At 71.1% G+C, this 23,861-nt stretch carries 19 protein-coding genes; 10 read left to right on the plus strand and 9 right to left on the minus strand.

What is annotated here, in order from left to right; translation table 11 throughout:
• Positions 1–50: 50 nt before the first annotated feature.
• On the minus strand, positions 51–233 hold the full coding sequence (locus ACFWNV_RS25230) for a hypothetical protein (protein ID WP_383951205.1): 183 nt from the start codon (positions 231–233) through the stop codon (positions 51–53).
• A 602-nt stretch (positions 234–835) separates the two neighbouring features.
• Here ACFWNV_RS25230 and ACFWNV_RS25235 point away from each other — a divergent pair.
• From ACFWNV_RS25235 to ACFWNV_RS25270, 8 genes are all read left to right on the plus strand, one after another.
• Positions 836–4,696: a nitrate- and nitrite sensing domain-containing protein gene (locus tag ACFWNV_RS25235; RefSeq protein WP_383951208.1), complete on the plus strand. Its 3,861-nt coding sequence runs from the start codon at positions 836–838 to the stop codon at positions 4,694–4,696.
• A 9-nt stretch (positions 4,697–4,705) separates the two neighbouring features.
• The gene (locus tag ACFWNV_RS25240) at positions 4,706–5,119 is read left to right on the plus strand and encodes a roadblock/LC7 domain-containing protein (RefSeq protein ID WP_008739864.1); all 414 of its coding nucleotides are present in this window, start codon (positions 4,706–4,708) and stop codon (positions 5,117–5,119) included.
• Between the two features lie 151 nt (positions 5,120–5,270).
• Positions 5,271–5,663: a DUF742 domain-containing protein gene (locus ACFWNV_RS25245; RefSeq protein WP_243337752.1), complete on the plus strand. Its 393-nt coding sequence runs from the start codon at positions 5,271–5,273 to the stop codon at positions 5,661–5,663.
• Positions 5,644–6,228 carry an ATP/GTP-binding protein gene (locus ACFWNV_RS25250; protein ID WP_243337754.1) on the plus strand — a complete coding sequence of 195 codons (585 nt, stop codon included), beginning with the start codon at positions 5,644–5,646 and terminating at the stop codon, positions 6,226–6,228. The genes ACFWNV_RS25245 and ACFWNV_RS25250 overlap by 20 nt, the downstream gene beginning before the upstream one ends.
• 319 nt (positions 6,229–6,547) lie before the next feature.
• On the plus strand, positions 6,548–9,763 hold the full coding sequence (locus tag ACFWNV_RS25255) for a nitrate- and nitrite sensing domain-containing protein (protein WP_383951211.1): 3,216 nt from the start codon (positions 6,548–6,550) through the stop codon (positions 9,761–9,763).
• Between the two features lie 10 nt (positions 9,764–9,773).
• On the plus strand, positions 9,774–10,187 hold the full coding sequence (locus ACFWNV_RS25260) for a roadblock/LC7 domain-containing protein (protein ID WP_243337850.1): 414 nt from the start codon (positions 9,774–9,776) through the stop codon (positions 10,185–10,187).
• A gap of 93 nt (positions 10,188–10,280) precedes the next feature.
• A complete protein-coding gene (locus tag ACFWNV_RS25265; protein ID WP_383951214.1) occupies positions 10,281–10,892 on the plus strand; it encodes a DUF742 domain-containing protein in 612 nt (203 codons plus the stop codon).
• On the plus strand, positions 10,873–11,457 hold the full coding sequence (locus tag ACFWNV_RS25270) for an ATP/GTP-binding protein (RefSeq protein ID WP_007266770.1): 585 nt from the start codon (positions 10,873–10,875) through the stop codon (positions 11,455–11,457). Before ACFWNV_RS25265 ends, ACFWNV_RS25270 begins: the two co-directional genes overlap by 20 nt.
• A gap of 81 nt (positions 11,458–11,538) precedes the next feature.
• Here the strand turns inward: ACFWNV_RS25270 and ACFWNV_RS25275 are convergent, their stop codons facing one another.
• Positions 11,539–11,742 carry an acyl-CoA carboxylase subunit epsilon gene (locus ACFWNV_RS25275; protein ID WP_383951217.1) on the minus strand — a complete coding sequence of 68 codons (204 nt, stop codon included), beginning with the start codon at positions 11,740–11,742 and terminating at the stop codon, positions 11,539–11,541.
• Between the two features lie 23 nt (positions 11,743–11,765).
• Positions 11,766–13,349, minus strand: a complete 1,584-nt coding sequence (locus tag ACFWNV_RS25280; protein WP_383951220.1) for an acyl-CoA carboxylase subunit beta — start codon at positions 13,347–13,349, stop codon at positions 11,766–11,768.
• Positions 13,350–13,680: 331 nt separating this feature from the next.
• Here ACFWNV_RS25280 and ACFWNV_RS25285 point away from each other — a divergent pair, with 331 nt between their 5' ends.
• The gene (locus tag ACFWNV_RS25285) at positions 13,681–14,289 is read left to right on the plus strand and encodes a YceI family protein (RefSeq protein WP_383951222.1); all 609 of its coding nucleotides are present in this window, start codon (positions 13,681–13,683) and stop codon (positions 14,287–14,289) included.
• Between the two features lie 31 nt (positions 14,290–14,320).
• On the opposite strand, the gene ACFWNV_RS25290 is transcribed toward ACFWNV_RS25285, so the two are convergent.
• The 6 genes from ACFWNV_RS25290 to ureA all read right to left on the minus strand — a co-directional run bounded on the left by ACFWNV_RS25290 (position 14,321) and on the right by ureA (position 22,101).
• Complete coding sequence (locus ACFWNV_RS25290; protein WP_383951225.1) at positions 14,321–15,700, minus strand: hypothetical protein; 1,380 nt, start codon at positions 15,698–15,700, stop codon at positions 14,321–14,323.
• Positions 15,701–15,818: 118 nt separating this feature from the next.
• The gene (gene cimA, locus ACFWNV_RS25295; protein WP_383951228.1) at positions 15,819–17,456 is read right to left on the minus strand and encodes a citramalate synthase; all 1,638 of its coding nucleotides are present in this window, start codon (positions 17,454–17,456) and stop codon (positions 15,819–15,821) included.
• A 391-nt stretch (positions 17,457–17,847) separates the two neighbouring features.
• Complete coding sequence (locus ACFWNV_RS25300) at positions 17,848–18,462, minus strand: TetR/AcrR family transcriptional regulator (protein WP_383951231.1); 615 nt, start codon at positions 18,460–18,462, stop codon at positions 17,848–17,850.
• Positions 18,463–18,495: 33 nt separating this feature from the next.
• The gene (locus ACFWNV_RS25305; RefSeq protein ID WP_383951234.1) at positions 18,496–19,548 is read right to left on the minus strand and encodes an agmatine/peptidylarginine deiminase; all 1,053 of its coding nucleotides are present in this window, start codon (positions 19,546–19,548) and stop codon (positions 18,496–18,498) included.
• 64 nt (positions 19,549–19,612) lie between these two features.
• A complete protein-coding gene (locus ACFWNV_RS25310; protein ID WP_383951236.1) occupies positions 19,613–21,346 on the minus strand; it encodes an urease subunit alpha in 1,734 nt (577 codons plus the stop codon).
• Complete coding sequence (gene ureA / locus ACFWNV_RS25315; RefSeq protein WP_383951239.1) at positions 21,343–22,101, minus strand: urease subunit gamma; 759 nt, start codon at positions 22,099–22,101, stop codon at positions 21,343–21,345. Before ureA ends, ACFWNV_RS25310 begins: the two co-directional genes overlap by 4 nt.
• A gap of 165 nt (positions 22,102–22,266) precedes the next feature.
• Between ureA and ACFWNV_RS25320 the strand changes: the two genes are divergently transcribed.
• Complete coding sequence (locus ACFWNV_RS25320; RefSeq protein ID WP_383951242.1) at positions 22,267–23,712, plus strand: cytosine permease; 1,446 nt, start codon at positions 22,267–22,269, stop codon at positions 23,710–23,712.
• Positions 23,713–23,861: the final 149 nt, after the last annotated feature.

Consider the following 23,861-nt stretch of genomic DNA (forward strand, 5'->3'; position numbering starts at 1 on the left):
TAACGCGGTGGGGGCCGACGCTTCGCGCGGCTTTCGCCGGACGCTCCCGCTTACTGGGCGGCGGCGACCGGTGCGTCCATGAGGATGGTGCGGCGCGGGTTCGCGGTCTGGCCCGGCAGCTCGACGGTGTGCTCCGGGACCGGCGCGGCCTGCAGCTCCTCGGCGTCCTTGAGGTGCGCGAGGGTGGTGCGGCGCGGGTTGGCTATGTTGCGGAACATCATCGTCGTCTTCATCGGAGTGCGAAGCCCTCGGCTCACTAGGTCGGATGGTGGCGGCGGGCGCCGCCCGGATGCCTTCGGAGTGCCGCTTGTCGCTCGCGGCAAGCCTGTAAAGCTCAAGGCTAAACATCTGAATCCCCCGTCGAACCGGGAAGTAATGGCCACGGCTATGTGAGTTTGCTCACCAATGACCAGGCATTCCGGGCATTACGGTCAGTCAATTCCGCCCCACAAAGCGGACATTACGCCACTGAATGCGCCATTCCGCTCCCGATCATCGCGACTGGGACAGCTTGCCAGGCGCGAGGTTTGGGCGACGTAAGTCCGATTCCGCATGAATTGGCCCGCACGTCGGGTAGTGCACGCGTCACCGGAAGTGACCGACCGTCCAGGCCGGGACTCGCACCTTGTTGGAGATCCGCCTCTGTGCTGGAATTCGCGGGACCGCCGCGGGAATCAGCCGGCGCGCAGGTGGCGCGACACAGCGCCGAGCGCGGCGGCAACGGAGAGGGAGACGCGCCGGTCACCGACGACCACCATGGGGCGCATTGCCCCACGACTCGACACCGTCCCACCGGTCGCCCGGCGGGACGCCTGGTCCAGAGGTTGCGACGCTAGTGCAGGGACGATTCAAGAGGGATGACAAGGGGTCTCCCCAGGCCCGTCAGGGCCGTGGGGACGCCGCGCCGGAGCAGGACCCGCGCGGCGGGACCGACCGTGGCTCCTCGCCCCAGCACGCCCAGAACCGCGGGCCGGCTGTCGAGAGCGGGGGCCCCGACGGCTCCGCCGCGCTGAAGCCGAAGGGCCGCGCCAAGCCCAAGGGCGGCTCCAAGGCCGACGACGAGTCGGGCAGCCGCGACGTGGCGATACCCCAGACCCCCCGTGGGTCCGGTTCCCGTCTGGCCATGCAGAACTGGCGCATCAGCACGCGGCTGGTGTCGCTGCTGACCCTGCCGGTCGTCGCCGCCACCACCCTCGGTGGCTTCCGCATCAACGACTCGCTCAACGACATCGCGCAGCTGGAGCACATGCAGCTGCTGACGACGATGACGCGTCAGGCCACCAACCTGGCCGCCATGCTCCAGGCCGAGCGTGACAACTCCGCCGGTCCGCTGTCCGTCGACAAGTCGGGCAAGCCCAGCACCCTCGTCCAGGGCGTCCGCGACTCGACCGACTCCGCCGTCCGGGCCTTCGCCGCCGCGACCGACAAGGTCGACGTCGCGGAGGGCAACGACGAGACGCTCCGGTCGATCCGCAACAACATCCTGCAGATCGCACACGGGCTCAACAACCTCGAAGAGATCCGCAAGAACGCGTACCAGAACGGTGCCCAGCAGACCGTCACCGAGTACAACGCGCTGGTCGTCTCGCTGCTCTCGCTCTCGCAGGACATGGCCCAGGCCACCTCGAACCCCGAGATGATCAAGCGCACCCGCGCGCTGGCCGCGTTCTCCTCCGCCAAGGAGTACGCCTCGATCCAGCGCGCGATCATCGCGGCCGCGCTCCCCGCGGACCCGGCGCTGGCCGGCACCCTCACCGAGAACGACCGGCTCTACGCCCGCTCCGCCCAGAGCAGCGAGGAGCAGGCGCGCAAGACCTTCGAGCTCGTCTACCAGGGCAAGCCCGAGGAGCTCCTGGCGGCGCTCGGCGACGGCAACCAGGAAATCGCCACCGCCGACCACTACGCCCGCCGCGTCCTCGGCAACAAGGACCAGTTCGCCAAGGAGAAGAACCGCTCCTGGATGGACTGGTACGACGCGGACGACACCAAGCTCCAGGCCATGAAGGTCATCGAGCTCACCCTGCTCGAGGACATGGAGCAGAAGGCCCGCGAGCTCAAGAACGAGTCGCAGCGCGACGCCCTCATCAACGGTGCGCTGATCCTCCTCGTCCTCGGTGTCTCCCTCGTCGGCGCCTTCGTCATGGCCCGCTCGATGATCCGCTCCCTGCGCCGCCTCCAGGACACCGCGACCCGCGTCGCCCAGGACCGGCTGCCCGAGCTCGTCAAGCAGCTGTCGGAGTCCGACCCGCAGGACGTGGACACGACGGTGGAATCCGTCGGTCTGCACACCCGCGACGAGATCGGCCAGGTGGCCGCGGCCTTCGACGACGTGCACCGCGAGGCCGTCCGCCTCGCCGCCGAGCAGGCCCTCCTGCGAGGCAACGTCAACGCGATGTTCACCAACCTCTCGCGCCGTTCGCAGGGCCTCATCCAGCGCCAGCTCTCGCTCATCTCCGAGCTGGAGTCGCGCGAGGCCGACCCGGACCAGCTGTCCTCGCTCTTCAAGCTCGACCACCTCGCGACCCGCATGCGCCGTAACGGCGAAAACCTCCTCGTCCTCGCGGGCGAGGAGCCGGGCCGCCGGTGGACCCGCCCCGTCCCGCTCGTCGACGTGCTCCGCGCCGCCGCGTCCGAGGTGGAGCAGTACGAGCGCATCGAACTCTCGTCGGTGCCCGGCACCGACGTGGCCGGCCGCGTCGTCAACGACCTCGTGCACCTGCTCGCCGAGCTGCTGGAGAACGCCACCTCGTTCTCCTCCCCGCAGACCAAGGTCAAGGTCACCGGTCACGCGCTGCCCGACGGCCGGGTGCTCGTCGAGATCCACGACACCGGCATCGGCCTCTCCCCCGAGGACCTCGCCGCGATCAACGAGCGGCTCGCCTCGCCGCCCACCGTGGACGTCTCGGTCTCCCGCCGCATGGGTCTGTTCGTGGTCGGCCGCCTGTCCCTGCGACACGGCATCCGCATCCAGCTCCGCCCCTCCGACTCGGGCGGTACGACGGCCCTCGTCATGCTCCCGGTGGACGTCGCCCAGGGCGGCAAGAAGCCGGCCCCGATGCCCGGCCAGGGCGGTCCCGGCGGCCAGGGTGCCCCCGGCGCCCCCGGCCAGGGCGGTCCCGGCGCGCAGGCGCAGGGCTCGATCCCCGCTCCCGGTGCGCGTCCCCCCGTGGGCGCCGCCCCGCAGCGCGGCCAGGTTTCCGCCGGCAGCCAGCGCGCGGCCCTGCCGGGCCGCGACGGCGGCCTCGGCGGTCCCGGCGGCCTCGGCGGTCCCGGCGGTCAGCCCCAGGGCCCCGGCCCGCAGGGCGGACGGCCGCAGCAGGGTCCCGGCGGCCAGACGCAGAGCGCCTTCGGTTCGGGTGCTCCGCTGCCGGGCCGCGGCCCGGTCTCGGGTCCCGGCGGCCCGGGCGGCTTCGGCGGTCCGCAGGCCCGTCCGGTCGGCGCCCCCACGGCGTCCGGTCCCGGCGGCTTCCCGCAGGGCAACGGCTTCGAGCGCCCGCAGCAGCCGCAGCCGCAGTCCCAGCAGCCGCACCAGCCCCAGCAGCAGGCACCGCAGCAGGCCCCGCAGCAGCAGGCCGGCGGCCCGGGCGGGCGCGGTCCCCGGCCGCAGCTTCCGCCGCGCGGCGGCGCGCCCCGTCCGGAGCTCCCGGGCGCGGGCGGCGGACCCGCCGCGATGCCCCAGACCACCACGTGGGGCGCCGGTCAGCGCGGTCACGACGTACCGCGCGGCCACGACGAGCTGTCGGGCCCCGGTTCCACGTCCGAGTTCCCCCGCCCCGACTTCAACGCCCCGGCCCCGCAGGCCGGCGGCCAGGGCGGCCAGGGCGGCCACGACAGCAGCGCCACGGGCCAGTTCGCCCGCCCCGAGTTCGGTGACCCGGCCTCCACCGGCCAGTTCGCCCGCCAGGACTTCGCCGACCCGGCCTCGACGGGCCAGTTCGCCCGTCCCGAGTTCGGTGACCCGGCCTCCACGGGGCAGTTCGCCCGCCAGGACTTCCAGGCCCAGCGGCCCGGCGGCCCCGGTGTCGGCGGCTACGCCCAGCCCGGGCAGGCTCCGCAGCCCCAGGGCAACTACGCCCCCGTACCGACTCCGCGTGCGGAGGCTCCGCGGCTGCCGCAGGCGCCCCGTCCGGAGGCGCTGCCGCCGGCCGGTGCGGGCACCGGCGAGGGTCGCAGCCCGATCTTCGACACGCTGGAGTCGAACTGGTTCCGCCAGGAGGGCGGCCAGCCCGCGGCTCCGGCACCGGCGGTGCCCCAGCAGGCGCAGCCGTCCGCCCCGGCAGCTCCGGCTCCCGTCTCCCCGCAGCGCCCGCAGCAGCACCAGCTGCCGCAGCGCGGCCAGGAGCAGGCTCCGGCCGAGCCCGCGCAGGCGACCACCGGCGCCGTACCGACCGTGAGCTGGCGCTCCTCGCCGAACGACGAGCTGATGCGGCAGGCCGAGCGCGTGCGGCAGCCCGCCGCCGGCGGCATCACCACATCGGGTCTGCCCCGCCGGGTCCCGCGGGCGAACCTCGTGGCCGGCACCGCGCAGCAGCAGGCCGAAGCACAGGCCGGCCCCCAGGTTTCGCGGTCCCCGGACGATGTCCGCGGCCGTCTCACCAACCTCCGACGCGGTATCCAGCAGGGTCGGCAGGCCGGTACCACCGGCCCGGCCACCGGCAACCACCACGTCGACCCCACTTACCAGCAGGAGCGATAGTTGAGTTCGATGAGCCAGGCGGCACAGAACCTGAACTGGTTGATCACCAACTTCGTGGACAACACCCCCGGGGTGTCCCACACCGTGGTGGTCTCCGCCGACGGCCTCCTTCTGGCCATGTCCGAGGGCTTCCCCCGCGACCGGGCCGACCAGCTCGCCGCGGTGGCCTCCGGCCTGACCTCCCTCACCGCGGGCGCGTCCCGCATCTTCGAGGGCGGCGCCGTCAACCAGACGGTGGTGGAGATGGACCGCGGATTCCTCTTCCTGATGTCCGTCTCCGACGGATCCTCGCTGGCCGTACTGGCGCACCCCGAGTGCGACATCGGCCTGGTGGGTTACGAGATGGCCCTCCTCGTGGACCGCGCCGGCAGTGTCCTCACCCCGGACCTGCGCGCGGAACTGCAGGGAAGCCTGCTCATCTGACTGCCGCTCTCCCGGCCGGACGGTACTGCCGGCCGGGGGACCGGGGCCCCGGCCCCGGAACCCAGTACCACCGCCAGGCCGTCATACCGTCCCCCCACCGGCCGCCCCGTCAGACGGCACGCTGACCATTGCTGTCCAGCCCGGAGGATCAATGACCCCGCCCCCCGCCTATTCCGATCAGTACGGAGACTCGTACTCGGAAGGCGACCAGCCGCTGGTTCGTCCGTACGCGATGACCGGCGGCCGGACCCGACCGCGCTACCAGCTCGCCATCGAGGCCCTGGTCAGCACCACGGCCGATCCGATGCACCTGTCCGGGCTGCTCCCGGAGCACCAGCGCATCTGCACCCTCTGCCGTGAGGTCAAGTCGGTCGCGGAGGTCTCCGCGCTGCTGAACATGCCGCTCGGTGTCGCACGGATCCTCGTCGCCGACCTGGCGGAGGCCGGCATGGTGGCCATCCACCAGCCGGGCAATGGAGAGGCCGGCGGAACGCCGGATGTAACGCTGCTCGAGAGGGTTCTCAGTGGACTTCGCAAGCTCTAACGGCGGAGCGGCTCCTCGCTCCACCACCTCCGCGAAGATCGTGGTGGCGGGTGGCTTCGGCGTGGGCAAGACCACGTTCGTGGGCGCCGTCTCCGAGATCAACCCGCTGCGCACCGAGGCCGTGATGACGTCCGCGAGCGCGGGCATCGACGACCTGACCCACACCGGGGACAAGACGACCACCACGGTCGCCATGGACTTCGGCCGCATCACCCTGGACCAGGACCTGATCCTGTACCTCTTCGGTACCCCCGGTCAGGACCGCTTCTGGTTCATGTGGGACGACCTCGTGCGCGGCGCGATCGGGGCGATCGTCCTGGTCGACACGCGGCGCCTGGCCGACTGCTTCCCGGCCGTGGACTACTTCGAGAACAGCGGCCTGCCGTTCGTCGTGGCCCTCAACGGCTTCGAGGGGCACCAGCCGTACACCCCGGAGGAAGTCCGCGAGGCCCTGCAGATCGGCCCGGACGCACCCATCATCACCACCGACGCCCGCCACCGCGCGGACGCCAAGAGCGCGCTCATCACGCTCGTCGAGCACGCCCTGATGGCGCGGCTCAAGTAGCGGCTCGCGCAGGGGCGCCTCGTGACGAGGGCTTCACCGGCCGGTTTTGGGGGGCGGGCTGTGTCATGCGACACGGCCCGCCCCCTTCGTTCATAACGTTTCGACAGAGAATTGCCGGTAGTTGGCGACACGGTGCGTTCGTCCGGTGCCGCTGCGCTCACAACTGGCCCCGTTTTTGCCGCAGGACGCTCTTTATGTCCGATTTATGTGGGGCATAAGGCTCTAGGAATGGCCGATTTCAACTGTTTGGAACACGGCCGTTAACCGTGCTGGAATTCAACGAACTAGCTAGTAGCACCGCCGAGAGGTTGTTGGTCGAGTGAGGCGAAGCAACTCGAGCCCCGCGGATGAACCCGCGCGCGGCAACTTCACCCCGCCGCCGCGCGCGGCCGCGTCTCCCCTTGACGTACCCGTGGAACCATCCGTGAGCAGCGGCAGCACCAGCAGGTTCTCGCCCCGCAACTGGCGCGTGCCGACCCGTCTGAACGCCATCCTCCTCGTCCCGGTCCTCGTCGGACTGGTCATGGGCGGCTTCCAGGTGAAGGGCTCGATCGACACCTGGAACGAGGCCAAGGACGCCGAGAAGACCGCCGTCATCGTCCAGGCCGCGGCCGAATACGGCCAGGCGCTCCTGAACGAGCGCGACCTGACGGCCGATCCCCTCCTCAAGGGCCAGCGCGAGTCCGAGCCCGTCCTGAAGGCCTACTCCGCCACCGACGCCGCCAAGGCCAAGTTCGCCGAGGCCGCGAAGGACCTGCCCGCGGGCCAGGGTCTGGAACGCCGTCTGGAACTCTTCCGCCAGGAGGAGCCGAAGCTGGAGCAGGTCCGCAAGACGGCCTACCTGCCGCAGCTGGAGACGCCGAAGAAGGCCCTCCCGAAGGCACTGGGCCCGATCCCGACCGAAGAGGGGTACGTGCTGGTCCAGCACTACCTCATGCAGTTCTCCAACGAGCTGGGCCTCGGCACCGGCAACGTGACCTCGTACGGCCGCATGGTCTACGCACTCGAACTGTCCAAGGCCGCGAACTCCCTGCAGCGCTCGGTGGGCACCCACCTGCTGGTCCGGCCGAGCGCGAACGAGGACATCCGCAAGGCCCAGCTCGTCGCCTTCTCCTCGTACGCCTACCTCGAAGAGATAGCCATCGGCGAGTACGTCGCCGCCGGCACCGACGAGGACGTCGCGCGGCTGCGCGAGATCATGGGCAAGAAGTCCGAAGAGGGCGCCCAGAAGCTCGCCGCCGCCAAGCAGGCGGCCGAGCAGGCCGGCACCGTCTTCCACGCCCCGCCCGTGGTCAACGACTCCGCGCTCACCGGTATGACCGAGGCGATAGCCAGCGGCGAGAAGCCCGCCAAGCTCGCCGCGGACGGCACCACCTCGCAGGCCTGGCAGGCCGCGGCCACCGCCAAGTTCGACGGCTACGCCGAGCTGGAGAAGGAACTCCTCGACAAGGCCCTCAAGGACTCCGTCGCGGTCTCCGACGAGGCCCGCAACGACGCCATCCTGACCGGTGTCATCGTGGTCGTGGCCCTGCTCGCCGCCTTCATCCTGGCCGGCATGATGGCCCGCCAGATGGGCAAGGCCATGCGCCGCCTGCGCAGCGCCGCCTTCGACATCGCCGAGCAGCGCCTGCCGATGCTCGTCGACCAGCTCTCGCGCACCGACCCGGGCAAGGTCGACACCCGCGTGGTGCCGATCCCGATCGACTCCCAGGACGAGATCGGCGAGGTCGCCCGCGCCTTCGACCAGGTCCACCGCGAGGCCGTCCGGCTCGCCGCCGAGCAGGCGCTCCTCCGGGGCAACGTCAACGCGATCTTCACGAACCTCTCCATGCGCAACCAGTCGCTGATCGAGGGCCAGCTGACCCTGATCACCGAGCTGGAGAACAACGAGGCCGACCCGGACCAGCTGGAGAACCTCTTCCGCCTGGACCACCTGGCCACCCGCATGCGCCGCAACGGCGAGAACCTCCTCATCCTCGCCGGTGAGGAGCCGGGCCGCCGCTGGGACCAGCCGGTCCCCCTCGTCGACGTCCTGCGCGCCGCCTCCTCCGAGGTGGAGCAGTACGAGCGCGTCGAGCTGTCGGGCGTCTCCGAGGCCGAGATCCACGGCCAGGCCGTGACCGACCTCGTGCACCTGCTCGCCGAGCTGCTGGAGAACGCCACCACCTTCTCCTCCCCCCAGACCAAGGTCCGGGTCAACGCGACGCGTCTGCCCGACGGCCGGGTGATGGTCGAGATCCACGACAAGGGAATCGGCCTGACCGCCGAGGACTTCGCGGACATCAACCACAAGCTGGCCAACCCGCCGACCGTGGACGCCGCGATCTCGCAGCGCATGGGTCTGTTCGTGGTCGGCCGGCTGGCCGACCGGCACAGCATCCGCGTCCAGCTGCGCCCCTCGGGCGAAGCGGCCGGCACCACCTCGCTGGTCATGCTCCCCGACGCCATCACCCACGGTGGCGGTGGCGAGGTGATCCCGGCGGACGACTTCACGGTCTCCCAGATCATCCCGCGCCAGCAGGCCCAGCAGCCGGCCGCGCCGCGCACGGCCGCCGAGCTCGGCTTCGACGACTCCCGCTACGAGGTCCACCGGGCCGACCAGCCGGGATTCGACGAGCCCGCCGCCGACCCGGTCGGCCGGTCCCTGGGCCGCGAGGAGCGCCGGGCCGCGCTGGAGGCGCAGGTCGGCTACCCGCAGCCGGAGGCCCAGCCGCAGTCCCCGTACGACGAGCCCGCGGCGGAGTATCCGGAACCGCAGCCGGAGCACGCGTACCAGCCGTACCAGGGCTACGAGCAGCAGCCCGTGCAGGGCTACGACCTCGGTTACGAATCCGCTCAGACCGGGCAGGGATACGACGCGTACACCCAGCAGGAGTACGCCTATCCGGAACCCGAGTACACGGATCAGCGACAAGAACTCCCGGCCTACGACGGTGGGTACGATGCCCCGTCCACACCGGCGGAGTGGCCCCAGCAGAACACCTACTCGGGCTCCTACCAGCAGGATTACGGGACCGAATCGGAATCACCGGCCGCTCCCGAACCTGCCCGGGACCGCGTAGGCTTCGACCGTCCGGGCGCCACTGCCGACGCCGGCCACCAGGTGACCGGGGCGGGCCTGCCGCGACGCGGCAGCCAGCCGCAGCAGCGTCCGGGACAGCAGGAAACGGAGTCCTCCGGATCCCTCTTCGAGCAGCGGCCGCAGCGACAGCAGCAGCCCGCGGCGCCGGAGAAGGCCCCCGAGGAACCGGTCGGCCCTGACGACTGGCGCTCGAACAACGACGAGCGCTGGCAGCAGGCCGCCAAACTCCGTGAGCCGAAGGCCGGCGGGGTCACCCCTTCCGGTCTCCCCCGGCGCGTGCCCAAGGCCAACCTGGTCGAGGGCGCTGCGGAGACGACGCCGCAGGGAGGCCCCGAGGTCTCCCGGGCCCCGGAGGACATCCGTGGCAGGTTGAGCAACCTGCGACGCGGCGTCCAGCAGGGCCGCAACGCGGGATCCGAGCAGTCAAGTAACAGCTATGACCAGGAGCGTTAGTGTGAGCGCGATGAGCCAGGCGGCGCAGAACCTGAACTGGTTGATCACCAACTTCGTGGACAACACCCCAGGGGTGTCCCACACGGTGGTGGTCTCCGCCGACGGCCTCCTTCTGGCCATGTCCGAGGGTTTCCCCCGTGACCGGGCCGACCAGCTCGCCGCGGTGGCCTCCGGCCTGACCTCCCTCACCGCGGGTGCCTCGCGCATCTTCGAGGGTGGTGCCGTCAACCAGACGGTGGTGGAGATGGACCGCGGATTCCTCTTCCTGATGTCCGTCTCCGACGGATCCTCGCTCGCGGTGCTCGCGCACCCCGAGTGCGACATCGGCCTGGTGGGTTACGAGATGGCCCTCCTCGTGGACCGCGCCGGCAGTGTCCTCACCCCGGACCTGCGCGCGGAACTGCAGGGTGGACTTCTCAACTAGCAGACAGGCAGTGCGTTTCGCGTCACTGGACCATAGGGTGCGGTGGCGCGGTTCCACAGGGAGTACTGCGTACTTGGAGTCGGAGGAGGAAACGTGACAACACCCGGAGGACATCCCTATGGCGGCGCGCAGCAGCCGCAGGGTGGGCACGACCAGAACCGCTTCAACTTCCCGTCTGCTCCCAGCAACCGGCCCTCGCCGGAGCACGACCCCGCCTCGGGGCAGCCGTACCAGCGGCAGCCCTACCAGCAGCCGCAGCAGCCGTACGGCCGGCCGCCGCAACAGCAGCAGCAGCCCGGACAGTCGGCCTACCGGTCCTCGCAGCAGCCTCCGCGCGGCGGGCGCCCGCAGGCTCCGCAGGCGCACAACCCGCTGGTGCGCCCGTACGCGATGACCGGCGGCCGGACCCGGCCGCGCTACCAGCTCGCCATCGAGGCGCTGGTCAGCACCACGGCCGATCCCGCGCGTCTGCAAGGGCAGTTGCCCGAGCACCAGCGCATCTGCCTCCTGTGCCAGGAGATCAAATCCGTCGCGGAGATCTCGGCACTTCTTTCCATTCCTCTTGGCGTAGCCCGGATCCTCGTCGCCGACCTGGCGGAGGCCGGCCTCGTAGCCATCCACCAGCCCGGCGGCGACGAGTCCGCCGGCGGTCAGCCAGATGTGACACTGCTCGAAAGGGTGCTCAGTGGACTTCGCAAGCTCTAACGGCGGAGCGGCTCCTCGCTCCACCACCTCCGCGAAGATCGTGGTGGCGGGTGGCTTCGGCGTGGGCAAGACCACGTTCGTGGGCGCCGTCTCCGAGATCAACCCCCTGCGCACCGAGGCCGTCATGACGAGCGCCTCCGCCGGCATCGACGACCTGACCCACACCGGGGACAAGACGACCACCACGGTCGCCATGGACTTCGGCCGCATCACCCTGGACCAGGACCTGATCCTGTACCTCTTCGGTACCCCCGGTCAGGACCGCTTCTGGTTCATGTGGGACGACCTCGTGCGCGGCGCGATCGGCGCCGTGGTCCTCGTCGACACCCGCCGTCTCGCCGACTGCTTCCCCGCCGTCGACTACTTCGAGAACAGCGGCCTGCCCTTCGTCATCGCCCTCAACGGCTTCGACGGACACCAGCCGTACACCCCGGAGGAAGTCCGCGAGGCCCTGCAGATCGGCCCGGACGCACCCATCATCACCACCGACGCCCGCCACCGCGCGGACGCCAAGAGCGCGCTCATCACGCTCGTCGAGCACGCCCTGATGGCCCGCCTGCGGTAGCCGTCCCGGTCGTACGCGAAAGCCCCCCGCACTCCTCGGAGTTCGGGGGGCTTTCTCGTGGTGCCTGCGGGCCTTCGCGTACTAGCCCTGCCAGCTGCGCGGGCCGCGGAAGCCCGGGGTGCGCTCCAGGCGGCGCCAGCCGGCCTGGGAGCGGGCGGTGGCGGTGGAGGTGTCCTCGGGGGCGGCCGCGGCGCGGGCGAGCAGGATCGCGGTGATCGCGGCCAGCTCCTCGGGCTCGGCGTTGCCCTTCTCGACCTTCAGCAGGGTGCCGGTGGCGTTGCTCATCGGTGGCAGTTCTCCTTCGACGTCTACTGGGGCGGGTTGCCGTGCTTGCGCGACGGCAGGTCCGCGTGCTTGTTGCGGAGCATCGCGAGGGCGGCGACGAGGACTTCGCGGGTTTCCGCGGGGTCGATCACGTCGTCCACGAGGCCTCGCTCGGCCGCGTAGTAAGGGTGCATCAGCTCTGCCTTGTACTCCTTGACCATGCGCGCACGCATTGCCTCGGGGTCTTCGGCATCCGCGATCTGCTTGCGGAAGATGACGTTGGCGGCGCCCTCGGCGCCCATCACGGCGATCTCGTTGGTCGGCCAGGCGTAGGTGAGGTCGGCACCGATGGACTGGGAGTCCATGACGATGTACGCACCGCCGTAGGCCTTGCGCAGGATCAGCGAGATCCGCGGCACGGTCGCGTTGCAGTACGCGTACAGCAGCTTCGCGCCGTGGCGGATGATGCCGCCGTGCTCCTGGTCGACGCCCGGCAGGAAGCCGGGGACGTCCAGGAGGGTGATGATCGGGATGTTGAAGGCGTCGCAGAGCTGGACGAAGCGCGCCGCCTTCTCGGAGGCGTGGATGTCCAGGACGCCGGCGAGGTGGCCGGGCTGGTTGGCGACGATGCCGACGACCTGGCCGTCCATCCGCGCCAGGGCGCAGATGATGTTGCGGGCCCAGCGCTCGTGGATCTCCAGGACGTCGCCCTCGTCGACGAGCTCCTCGATGACCTTGAGCATGTCGTACGGGCGGTTGCCGTCGGCGGGCACGAGGTCCAGCAGGACCTCGGACCGGCGGTCGGCCGGGTCGCTGGTCTCGTGGACCGGGGGGTTCTCGCGGTTGTTGGAGGGCAGCATCGTGATGAGGTAGCGGACCTCGGAGATGCAGGTCTCCTCGTCGTCGTACGCGAAGTGCGCCACGCCCGAGGTCTCGGCGTGCACGTCCGCGCCGCCGAGGCCGTTCTGGGTGATCTCCTCGCCGGTCACCGCGCGGACCACGTCCGGGCCGGTGATGAACATCTGCGAGGTCTCCCGGACCATGAACACGAAGTCCGTCAGTGCCGGGGAGTAGGCCGCGCCGCCGGCGCAGGGGCCGAGCATGACCGAGATCTGCGGGATGACGCCCGAGGCCTTGGTGTTGCGCTGGAAGATGCCGCCGTATCCGGCGAGCGCGGAGACGCCCTCCTGGATGCGGGCGCCGGCGCCGTCGTTGAGGGAGACCAGCGGGGCACCGGCCGCGATGGCCATGTCCATGATCTTGTGGATCTTCTGGGCGTGGGCCTCGCCCAGGGCGCCGCCGAAGATCCGGAAGTCGTGTGCGTAGACGAAGACCGTACGGCCCTCGACCGTGCCCCAGCCGGTGATGACACCGTCGGTGTAGGGCTTCTTGGCCTCCAGGCCGAAGCCGGTCGCGCGGTGGCGACGCAGCTGCTCGACCTCCTTGAAGGAACCCTCGTCGAGCAGCAACGCGATCCGCTCACGGGCGGTGAGCTTGCCCTTGGCGTGCTGCGCTTCGGTCGCCCGGTCGCTCGGGCCGCGGCGCGCCTGCTCGCGCAGGTCGTGCAGCTCGGCCACGCGCCCGCGGGCGTCCGTCGGCTCGCTCGGAATCTGGTCCACAACGGTCATGTAATGACCTTACGAAGCCGGACCGGGAAAACCCTCCGTCGAATCCACACAGTGTCGGGTGTCTTCCGCTGTCCGGGCCGGACAGAACCGCTGCGGGAGCAGCCCGTCCCACCAGGCAGGACCTTGGTCCTTTGTGGGGTTTCCACAAATCACTGGCCCAAGTGGCCGCCAAGGCGTCACCAAGATGCCGTCAAGCCATCCAAGCCGCCCACAAGAGCGTGGGAGGTTGAAATTTGAACGGAATGGGTCTAGCGTCGTTCTTGTTGAAAGTTCAACGAGTCAGAGCCACCGAGTGCCGGACATCCAGCGGCACCCTCACCAAGGAGCAGCCATGGGTCTCTTCACCCGCCGCACGCAGGACGCCACGACCGCCGTCGCCACCCTCGACGTGGACCCGGCCCTCGCCGCACTCACCGGCGACTACGTCATCGACCCCTCCCACAGCAGCATCGGCTTCACCGTCCGCCACGCGATGGTCACCAACGTGCGCGGCACCTTCGCCGAGCACGAGGGCTCCCTGCACCTGGACGGCACCGACCCGTCCCGCTCCACCGCCTCCATCGACGTGAAGATCGCCTCCGTCGACACCGGCATCGGCGACCGCGACGGCCACCTGCGCTCCGGCGACTTCTTCGACGCCGAGACCTTCCCCCTGATGACCTTCCGCTCCACCGAGGCCCGCCAGCTCGGCGGCGACAAGTACCGCATCACCGGCGAGCTGACCATCAAGGACGTCACGCGCCCGCTCTCCATCGACCTGGAGTTCGGCGGCTCGGCCACCGACGTCTACGGCAACGAGCGCGTCGGGTTCGAGGGCTCCGCCGAGATCCTGCGCTCCGACTGGGGCCTGACCTGGAACGCGGCGCTGGAGACCGGCGGCGTGATGGTCAGCGACAAGGTGAAGCTGACCTTCGACATCTCGGCGATCAAGCAGGCCTGAGGCCCCTTCCGGGCTGCGGTCCGGGGGCGGCTCAGAAGTCGCCCCCGCCGAAGCCGCCTCCGTCGAAACCGCCTCCGCCGCCGAAGTCCCCGCCGCCGAAGCCTCCGCCGCCGAAGTCGGACGAGTCGAAGTCGGCCCCGGAGACGTCGCCCCCGTCGAAGCCCCCTCCGTCGAAGCCGTTGCCGCCGCCGAAGTCGGATGCGTAGGCCGGACTGGACATCATCGAGCCGAGCATCGTGCCCATCAGCAGGCCGGGCAGGATGCCGCCGCCGAAGTAGCCGCCGGCCCAGGGGCCGTACGCCGGGCCGGCGTCGTAGTAGGGGCGCGGGCCGTGCTCGGTGTCGACCGTGCGGACCGCCGGGTCCTGGCCGTCGCGCAGCCGGACGGCGTCCGCCGCGCAGACCGGGACGGTACGGGCGGCCCCGCCCGCCGGGGCCCAGGTGGCGTCCTCGGTGCTCGGCCCGTGGCGCGGGTCGAAGAAGCAGGGGGCGCGGCGCTCGGGCAGCGGCCGGCCCTGCCGCCGCGCGTCGAGGCGGGCCAGGGCGTACCGGCCTTCCTCCAGGGCCTGCGTGACCCCCTTGACCTCCTCCGGGTACTGCACGGAGGCCATGATCTGCTTGGCCTTCTCGTACGAGTCGAGGCCCTGCTCGTAGTCCGTGCGCATGGCGTCGTCGGCTCGGGGCTCACCGGGGTGGAAGTCGAGGCGCTCCAGCTCCTCGCCGAAGGCCGTGATGTCCTCGTCGACGACCACGCTCAGCCGGGCGATGGACTCGCGCCGGAGCTCTTCCTTCTTCTTGCGGTTGCGCTTGACCAGCGCGTACGCCCCGCCGCCGCCGACGGCGGCCACCACGCCGAGCCCGATCAGGGCGCCCACCGGGGCGCCGTCGTCGGTGCTCGCGGTGCCCCAGGAGGCGGGGGCCTTGCCCTTGGCCTGGGCGAGGGCCTGGTCCACGAAGGTGTTGAGCTCGGTGCTCGCGTCGACCGCTCCGCCCGCCTTGACGGCGTCGACCAGGTTGCGGACCGCGTTGTTCGGCATGACGGCCCGGTCGGCGCCGGCGTTGAAGCCGTCGCCGAGCCGGATCGCGTAGAGCCCGGTGATGCCGGTCTCGGTACGGATCGTCTTCAGCACGCTCGCGGCCGGGAACTCGGCGGTGGCCGGGAGCACGGCCACGAACACGGGCTTCCCGGCGTCCTTGATCTTCTTCGCGAGCGCGTCCGCCTGCGCGGGCGACAGCTGCGCGGCGGCGCCGGGGTCCACGTAGACCGGGCCCTTCTTGAGGGCCTCCGCCACGGCGGTGGTCCCGTCGGCGGCCGACGCCCCCGGGGCGACCAGCAGCGCGGTCGCGGACAGCGCCAGCAGCAGAGCGGCCAGCAGCGATCCCATACGTACGGATATAAGCCTGGTCCTCATAGTCACGACGCTACCGGAATGGACCCAATCCCGTGTGAGCTGGACATAAGGGCCATCGCCCTGCCGGGCGTCTCCGCCGTCTCATCCTGCCGGAGCACGACGAGACGGCGTACGCGGACTACTCCGCCGGCTCCACGCCCGCGTGCAGGAGGCCGTAGGTGAAGGCGTCCTCCAGGGCCTGCCAGGATGCCGCGATGACGTTCGGGGCGACGCCGACGGTGTTCCATTCGCGGGTGCCGTCGGTGGTGGTGACCAGGACCCGGGTCGTGGACGCCGTGCCGTGGGCGCCCTCCAGGATGCGGACCTTGTAGTCGATCAGCTCGAACTTCGCGAGCTGGGGGTAGAAGCGTTCCAGGGCCACCCGCAGCGCCCGGTCCAGTGCGTTGACCGGGCCGTTGCCCTCCGCCGTGGCGACGATCCGCTCGCCCTTGGCCCACAGCTTCACCGTGGCCTCGTTGGCGTGCGTGCCGTCGGGGCGGTCCTCGACGATGGCCCGCCAGGACTCGATGCGGAAGTACTTGCGCGCCCGGCCCTCGGCCTCGGCGCGCAGCAGCAGCTCGAAGGAGGCGTCGGCGGCCTCGTACGTGTAGCCCTGGAGCTCCCGCTCCTTGACCCGCTCCACCACCCGGGAGACCAGCGCGCGGTCCCCGCCGAGGTCGACGCCGAGCTCCTTGCCCTTGAGCTCGATGGAGGCCCGGCCGGCCATGTCGGAGACGAGCATCCGCATGGTGTTGCCGACCCGGGCGGGGTCGATGTGCTGGTACAGGTCCGGGTCGACCTTGATGGCCGAGGCGTGCAGGCCCGCCTTGTGCGCGAAGGCGGAGACGCCGACGTAGGGCTGGTGCGTGGAGGGGGTGAGGTTGACGACCTCGGCGATGGCGTGGGAGATCCGGGTCATCTCGGCCAGGGCGCCCGCAGGCAGGACCGTACGGCCGTACTTGATCTCCAGCGCGGCGACGACCGGGAAGAGGTTGGCGTTGCCGACCCGCTCGCCGTAGCCGTTCGCGGTGCACTGCACGTGGGTGGCGCCGGCGTCCACGGCGGCCAGCGTGTTGGCTACGGCGCAGCCGGTGTCGTCCTGGGCGTGGATGCCGAGGCGGGCGCCGGTGTCGGCCAGTACGGTCGCCACGGTCGCGGTGATCTGCGCGGGCAGCATGCCGCCGTTGGTGTCGCAGAGGACCACGACGTCGGCGCCCGCCTCGTGGGCGGCGCGCACGACGGCCTTCGCGTACTCGGCGTTGGCCCGGTAGCCGTCGAAGAAGTGCTCGCAGTCGACGAAGACCCGGCGGCCCTGGGAGACCAGGTGGGCGACGGTGTCGCGGACCATCTCCAGGTTCTCGTCCAGGGTGGTGCGCAGGGCGAGCTCGACGTGCCGGTCGTGGGACTTGGCGACCAGGGTGATCACCGGGGCGCCGGATTCCAGCAGGGCGCGGACCTGCGGGTCGGTGGCGGCCGAACCGCCCGCCCGGCGGGTCGCGCCGAAGGCGACGAGCTGGGCGTGCTTGAAGTCGATCTCCGCGCGGGCACGCGAGAAGAACTCGGTGTCGCGCGGGTTGGCGCCGGGCCAGCCGCCCTCGATGAACCCCACCCCGAAGTCGTCCAGGTGCCGGGCGATCGTCAGCTTGTCCGCGACCGTGAGGTTGATGCCCTCACGCTGGGCGCCGTCGCGCAGGGTCGTGTCGAAGACGTGGAACCCGTCGTCGGGGCCGGGGCCCGAAGCCGGCGCAGTCGGCTCGCTCGCCTCTGTCGTCGTCATGCTGATCTGACTCCTGTCGGATGGGTGGTTCCGGATGCCCGCCCGCGGGCAGGCCGACGCCACTGCCCCCATCATCGCGCGCTGCCCGGTCCCGGCATGTTCGGGCCGGAAAACGAAAAAACCTCTCGCGGGTGCGAGAGGTCTGCGCGCGGGTCTGGGGCACGGTGGCCGCCTCCGCGAAGTTCTTCCGCGGCTCAGCGGCCACTGGGGACCGGCGCGCTGCTGTCCATAATCATGAGCTGAGCAGGCACGTCGGCAGTCTGCCATACCGCATGCCGCGCATGGACGAGGATCTCAGCATGCGGGCACACCTGTCCGAGGGCCGGAGCGGCGGGGCGGGGCCTCGGGGCCGGGGCCGCGAGGCCAGGACCTCGGGGTCAGGACCTCGGGGTCAAGGCCTCGGAGTCAGCGCCTCGCTGAGGAACTCGCCGACGTGCTCCAGGATGTCGCCCCGCCCTATCCCGGGCAGGCCGACGGCGACCTGGATGCTGAACCCGTCGAGCAGGGCCCGCAGCCGGGCCGCGAAGCGGTCCGGGTCGACCGGGCGGAACTCCCCGCGCGAGATGCCCTCGGCGAGCAGGGCCACCAGGTCGCGGTGCCAGGCGCCCTCGATGGCCCCCTGGCGCTCCCGCTCCGCCGGTCCCGCGTTCTGCGAGCGGTTCCAGACCTCCAGCCACAGCGTCCAGTGCGGATCGCGGGGGCCCTCGGGCACGTACAGGTCCACGTACGCCTGCAGGCGCTCGCGCACCGGGCCCCGGCGGGACAGCAGGGCGCGGCGGCGGGTGCCGAGCGCCGCCTCGCTCCACTCCAGGGTCTGGAGCAGGAGCTCGTCCTTGGTGCCGAAGTAGTAGAGGAGGTGGCCACTGCTCATGCCGACCTCGCGGCCCAGGCCGGCCATGGTCAGACCGTCCAGGCCGCGTTCGGCGATGGTGGCCATGGCGGCGACCAGTACGTCCTCGCGCGGCGGCGCGTTCTTGCGCGCGGCACGTACCTCACCCGCCACCATGGCCCACTCCTCGTCCCGGCCGCCCGCTCGGGGTCAGACCTTCGGCTGCTGCTGGGTGATGCAGTGGATACCGCCACCCCCGGCGAAAATCGTACGTGCGTCGACGAGCGTCACGGTCCGCTCGGGGAAGAGACCGCGGAAGATCTCCGCCGCCTCCTCGTCGCGCGGGTCGTCGAAGGCGCACAGGACCACGCCGCCGTTGCACAGGTAGTGGTTGATGTAGGAGTAGTCGACCCACTCCCCGTCCTCTTCCAGCACGGTCGGCGCCGGGATCTCCACGACCTGGAGCTGCCGGCCCTGCGCGTCGGTGGAGGCGCGCAGGATGGCGGCGATGGTCTTGCCGCGCTCGTGGTCCGGGTGGGCCGGGTCGGGCTGGCTGTGGACCATGACCACGCCGGGGCGGGCGAAGGCGGCGACGATGTCCACGTGGCCCTGGGTGCCGTAGGTGCCGTAGTCGCCGGCCAGGCCGTACGGGAGCCAGATCGCCTTGGTGGTGCCCAGGTGGGCGTGGATCTCGGCCTCGACCTGCTCGCGGGTCCAGTCGGGGTTGCGGCCCTTGCCGAGCTGCACGGTGTCGGTGAGGAGCACGGTGCCCTCGCCGTCCACGTGGATGGCGCCGCCCTCGTTGACCAGCGCGGTGCTGTAGGTGCGGGTCCCGACGAGGCCGGAGATCTCCCGGGCGATCTTCGAGTCGTGGTCCCAGCGGGCCCAGTCCTGGGCGCCCCAGCCGTTGAAGGTCCAGTCGACGGCGGCCAGCTCGCCCGCGTCGTTGGTGACGAAGGTCGGGCCGATGTCGCGCATCCAGGCGTCGTCGAGCTCGCGCTCGACCAGCTCGAGTTCGTGGCCGGCGGCCTCGCCGACGACGGCGCGGGCGCTCTCGGCATCACCGGGCGAGACCACCAGGGTCACGGGCTCGTACGTGCGCACCGCGCGGGCGACGGCGCCCCAGGCCTCGCGGGCCTCGGCGAGCTCCTGCTCGTTGGTAAAGGTGGGGTTGGGGCTGGGCCAGGCCATCCAGGTGCGCTCGTGGGGCATCCACTCGGCGGGCATCCGGAATCCGGCGTTCACGGGCGTGGTGTCGGTCATGGCAGGGAGGTCCTTACGGGCAGTGCCGGCTTGAAGGCTGTGCTGATTCAAAGGCTGTGCTGGCTTACAGGAAGTACAGGCGGTTGAGGGAGACCGATTCGGCGGCCTCGGAGCGCAGCGGTTCTCCGTCGAGGGAGACGAGTCCGCTGCGCGCGTCCACATCGACCGCGCCCACCCGGGAGTTGAGGAGCAGGTTCCCGGGGCCGATGCCCCGGGTGCCGCGGACGGCGACCCGGCGCCTGCGGGTCGGCATCTCGTCGCTGCCGAGGGCCGCCGCGGCGGCCGAGACGAAGGCGACGGAGATATCGGCCGCGGTGGCCCCGTACGAGCCGAACTGCGGTCCGAGGACCAGCGGTTCGCACGTGTCCGTGGCGGCGTTGGGGTCACCGGTGACCCCGTAGGCCGGGAAGCCGGACTTGAGGACCAGCTGCGGTTTGGCGCCGAAGAACGGGGGGCGCCACAGCACGATGTCGGCGAGCTTGCCGACCTCGATGGAGCCGATCTCGTGGGCGAGGCCGTGGGCGATGGCCGGGTTGATGGTCAGCTTGGCCATGTAGCGCAGGACGCGGGCGTTGTCGTCGCCCTCGCCGTCGCCGTCCAGGGGGCCCAGCTCGCCCTTCATCTTGGCGGCCATGGCGAAGGTGCGGCGGATGGTCTCGCCGGCGCGGCCCATGCCCTGGGCGTCGGAGGAGGTGATGCCGATCGCGCCGAGGTCGTGCAGGACGTCCTCGGCCCCCATCGTGCCCGCGCGGATCCGGTCGCGGGCCATGGCGGCGTCGCCGGGGAGGTCCGGCTTGAGGTCGTGGACGGAGACGATCATGCCGTAGTGCTCGGCGACCGCGTCCCGGCCGAAGGGCAGGGTCGGGTTGGTGGAGGAGCCGATGACGTTCGGCACGCCCGCCATCTTCAGGACGTTGGGGACGTGGCCGCCGCCGCAGCCCTCGATGTGGAAGGCGTGGATGGTCCGGCCGTCCAGCACCCGCAGGGTGTCCTCCACGGAGAGGCACTCGTTGAGGCCGTCGCTGTGCAGGGCGACCTGGACGTCGTGCTCCTCGGCCACGCGCAGGGCGGTGTCCAGGGCGCGGGTGTGCGCGCCCATGTCCTCGTGGACCTTGAAGCCGGACGCGCCGCCTTCGGCGAGCGCCTCGACCAGCGGGGCCGGGTCCGAGGAGGAACCCCGCGCGAGGAAACCGATGTTGACGGGCCAGGCGTCGAAGGCGTTGAAGGCGTGCTTCAGCGCCCACGGGGAGTTGACCCCGACGCCCCAGACCGGGCCGAACTCCTGCCCGATGATCGTGGTGACGCCCGCGGCGAGCGAGGCCTCCATGATGCGCGGGGAGAGCAGGTGCACGTGGGTGTCGACGGCGCCGGCGGTGGCGATCATGCCCTCGCCGGAGACGATGCTCGTGCCCGTGCCGACCACGACGTCGACGCCGTCGAGGGTGTCGGGGTTCCCGGCCCGGCCGATCGCGTGGATGCGGCCCTCGCGGATGCCGATGGAGACCTTGCGGATGCCGAGGACGGCGTCGATGACCAGCACGTTGCTGATCACCACGTCGCAGGTGTCGCGGACGGCGGCGGCCTTCAGGTGCAGCCCGTCGCGGGCCGTCTTGCCGAAGCCGGCCAGGAACTCGTCACCGGGCTTCTGGGAGTCGGACTCGACGCGGACGGTCAGCCCGGAGTCGCCGAGGCGGACCCGGTCGCCGGCACGCGGGCCGAAGACGGAGGCGTACTCGTGCGGGTCGATGTGCCGGCTGCCGGGTGCGCAGTGGTCGCTGTGCCTGGTCTGCTTGCTCACGCCTGCGCTCCGTCCGTGGCGTCGGTGGCATCGGCGGCGTCCGTGGCGTCCGCACCCTCGGCGGCGTCGGCGGGCCCCGTGCCGAGGTAGCCGCAGGCGGCCGCGCGGCGCAGGGCTTCGGCCTTGGCGCCCGGGGCGTCCAGCGGTCCGTCGACCAGCCCGGCGAAGCCGATCGCGACGCGGTCCCCGCCGATGGGGACGAGGCCGACTTCGCCCTCGCCGTGCGGGTCGAACCGTACGGACGATCCCGCCGGTACGCACAGGCGCATGCCGTACGCGGCCGCGCGGTCGAAGTCGAGGCGCGGGTTGGCCTCGAAGAAGTGGAAGTGGGAGGTGACGCTGACCGGCACCGGGGCGGTGTTGCGCACCCACAGGTGGACCGTGGGCTCCGGCTGGGGGGCTCCGGGGCCGGGGAGGACCGCGCCCGGGGCGTTCTCGCCCAGGCCGGCCGCGCCGCGGATCGGGGACGAGACCACCGCGAGGCGGGATCCGTCGTCGAAGACGGCCTCCACGTGCACCTCGGTGACCACGTCGCTGACGCCGGGCAGCACATCGTCCGGGCCCAGCACGGAGCGGGCCTCCTCGATGGCCTGCGCGAGCCGCTTTCCGTCGCGTGCGGCTTCGCAGACCGTGTCCGCGATGAGCGCGGTGGCCTCCGGGACGTTGAGTTTCAGCCCGCGGGCCCGCCGGGCCCTGGCCAGTTCCGCAGCGCTGCGGAGCAGGAGCCGGTCGCGCTCCGTGGGTGTCAGCCGCACGCCGATCCACCACCCTTCGAGTCGATGGGTTAGAGCATCACTCTAACTCTTCATTTCCCTGCAATGAAGCATTGACCTGAGACCAGGGCTTAGGTCACATTGAGTGTCGCTCAAACATGCAGAACACCGTATTGCCACCCCCCGCCCTGCCAAGGGAGTCCCCCCATGCCCATCGAACAGCGCGGAGTCGACACCATCCCGGAGGAGGAGCGGACGAGCGGTCCTCGTGACCTGATCTCGATCCTGCTCGGCTCCAATCTCTGCCTCGGTGTGATCGTCTTCGGCTGGCTGCCCCCGTCCTTCGGACTGGGACTGTGGCCGTCGGTCACCGCCATCGTGACCGGCACCGTCGTCGGCATCGCCGTCACCGCGCCGCTGGCGCTGGTCTCCCTGCGGACGGCGACCAACCTCTCCACCTCCAGCGGCGCCCAGTTCGGCGTCCGCGGCCGGCTCGTCGGCTCGATCGTGGGCCTGCTGCTCTCGCTCGGCTACACCGCACTGACCCTGTGGATCGGCGGCGACGTCATGGTCGGCGTCCTCTCCCGCCTCACCGGGCTGCCGGACACCGGCGTCTCGCGGGCCGCGATGTACGGCGTACTCGCCGCGTGTACCGTCGTCGGGGCCGTCTTCGGCTACCGGCTGCTGCTGCGCATGAGCAAGGTGCTCTCCATCGGGATGGTCGTCCTGCTGGCCATCGGCGTCTTCGCGTACGCCCCGGACTTCACCGCCACCGCCACGGAGACCTCGTACCTCCTCGGCTCCTTCTGGCCGACCTGGCTGCTCTCCGCCGTCGCCGCCGGGCTCAGCGGCCCCGTCGCCTTCATCACCCTGCTCGGCGACTACACCCGCTACATCTCCCCCCGCAAGCACAGCTCCCGCAAGGTGCTCTGGGCCACCGGCTTCGGATTGCTGATCGGCCTGCTGATACCGCAGCTGTTCGGCACCTACACCGCGCTCGCGTCCGGGGCCGGCGCCGACGACTACGCCGGGCCGCTCGTGGCCGCGTCCCCGTTCTGGTACCTGGTCCCGCTGCTCGCCGCGGCCGCGGCCGGATCGGTGGGCAACGCGGGGCTGATGCTGTACTCCATGGGCCTGGACCTCGACGCGATCGTCCCCAGGGCCACCCGCACCAAGGCCACCGTGATCGCGGCCACCGTCGCCACCGCCTTCGTCTTCGTCGGTTCCTTCGAGTGGAACGTGCAGTCCGCGATGACCTCGTTCGTGCTGCTGCTGACCGCGATCGGCACCCCGTGGGCCGTGATCACCCTGATCGGCTTCGTCCGCTGCCGGGGACGGTACGACGCCGACGCGCTCCAGGTGTTCAACCGTCGCTCGGTGGGCGGGATCTACTGGTACCGCGGCGGCTGGAACCTGAGCGCCACCGCCTCCTGGGTGATCGGCGCGGGCGTCGGCCTGCTCGCCGTGAGCACCCCCTTCTACGAGGGCCCCCTGCTGGCCCTGACCGACGGCGTGGACTGCTCCTTCGTCCTCTCCGGCCTGGCCGGCGGCCTGGTCTACACGGCCCTGACCGCCCGTACGGGACCCGCCACGGCGCCCGCCGGAGCCGGGGCCACTGCCGGAGCCGCCGCCGAGGAGCCGGTGTCCGCGTAGGACTCCCCCGTACGCACGAAGGCCCGCGCCCCTCGGAGGGGCCCCGGGCGTGGTTCGGTAGGGGGGGGGGGGCGATGCCCAGAGTCGTTTAAAAAAAAAAACATGACCACCACACAAACAATGTAAATATAAGTTGTAGGCGGTTAATT

Origin of the sequence: Streptomyces sp. NPDC058401 (assembly GCF_042722885.1) — a bacterium.
Taxonomy (GTDB): Bacteria; Actinomycetota; Actinomycetes; order Streptomycetales; family Streptomycetaceae; genus Streptomyces.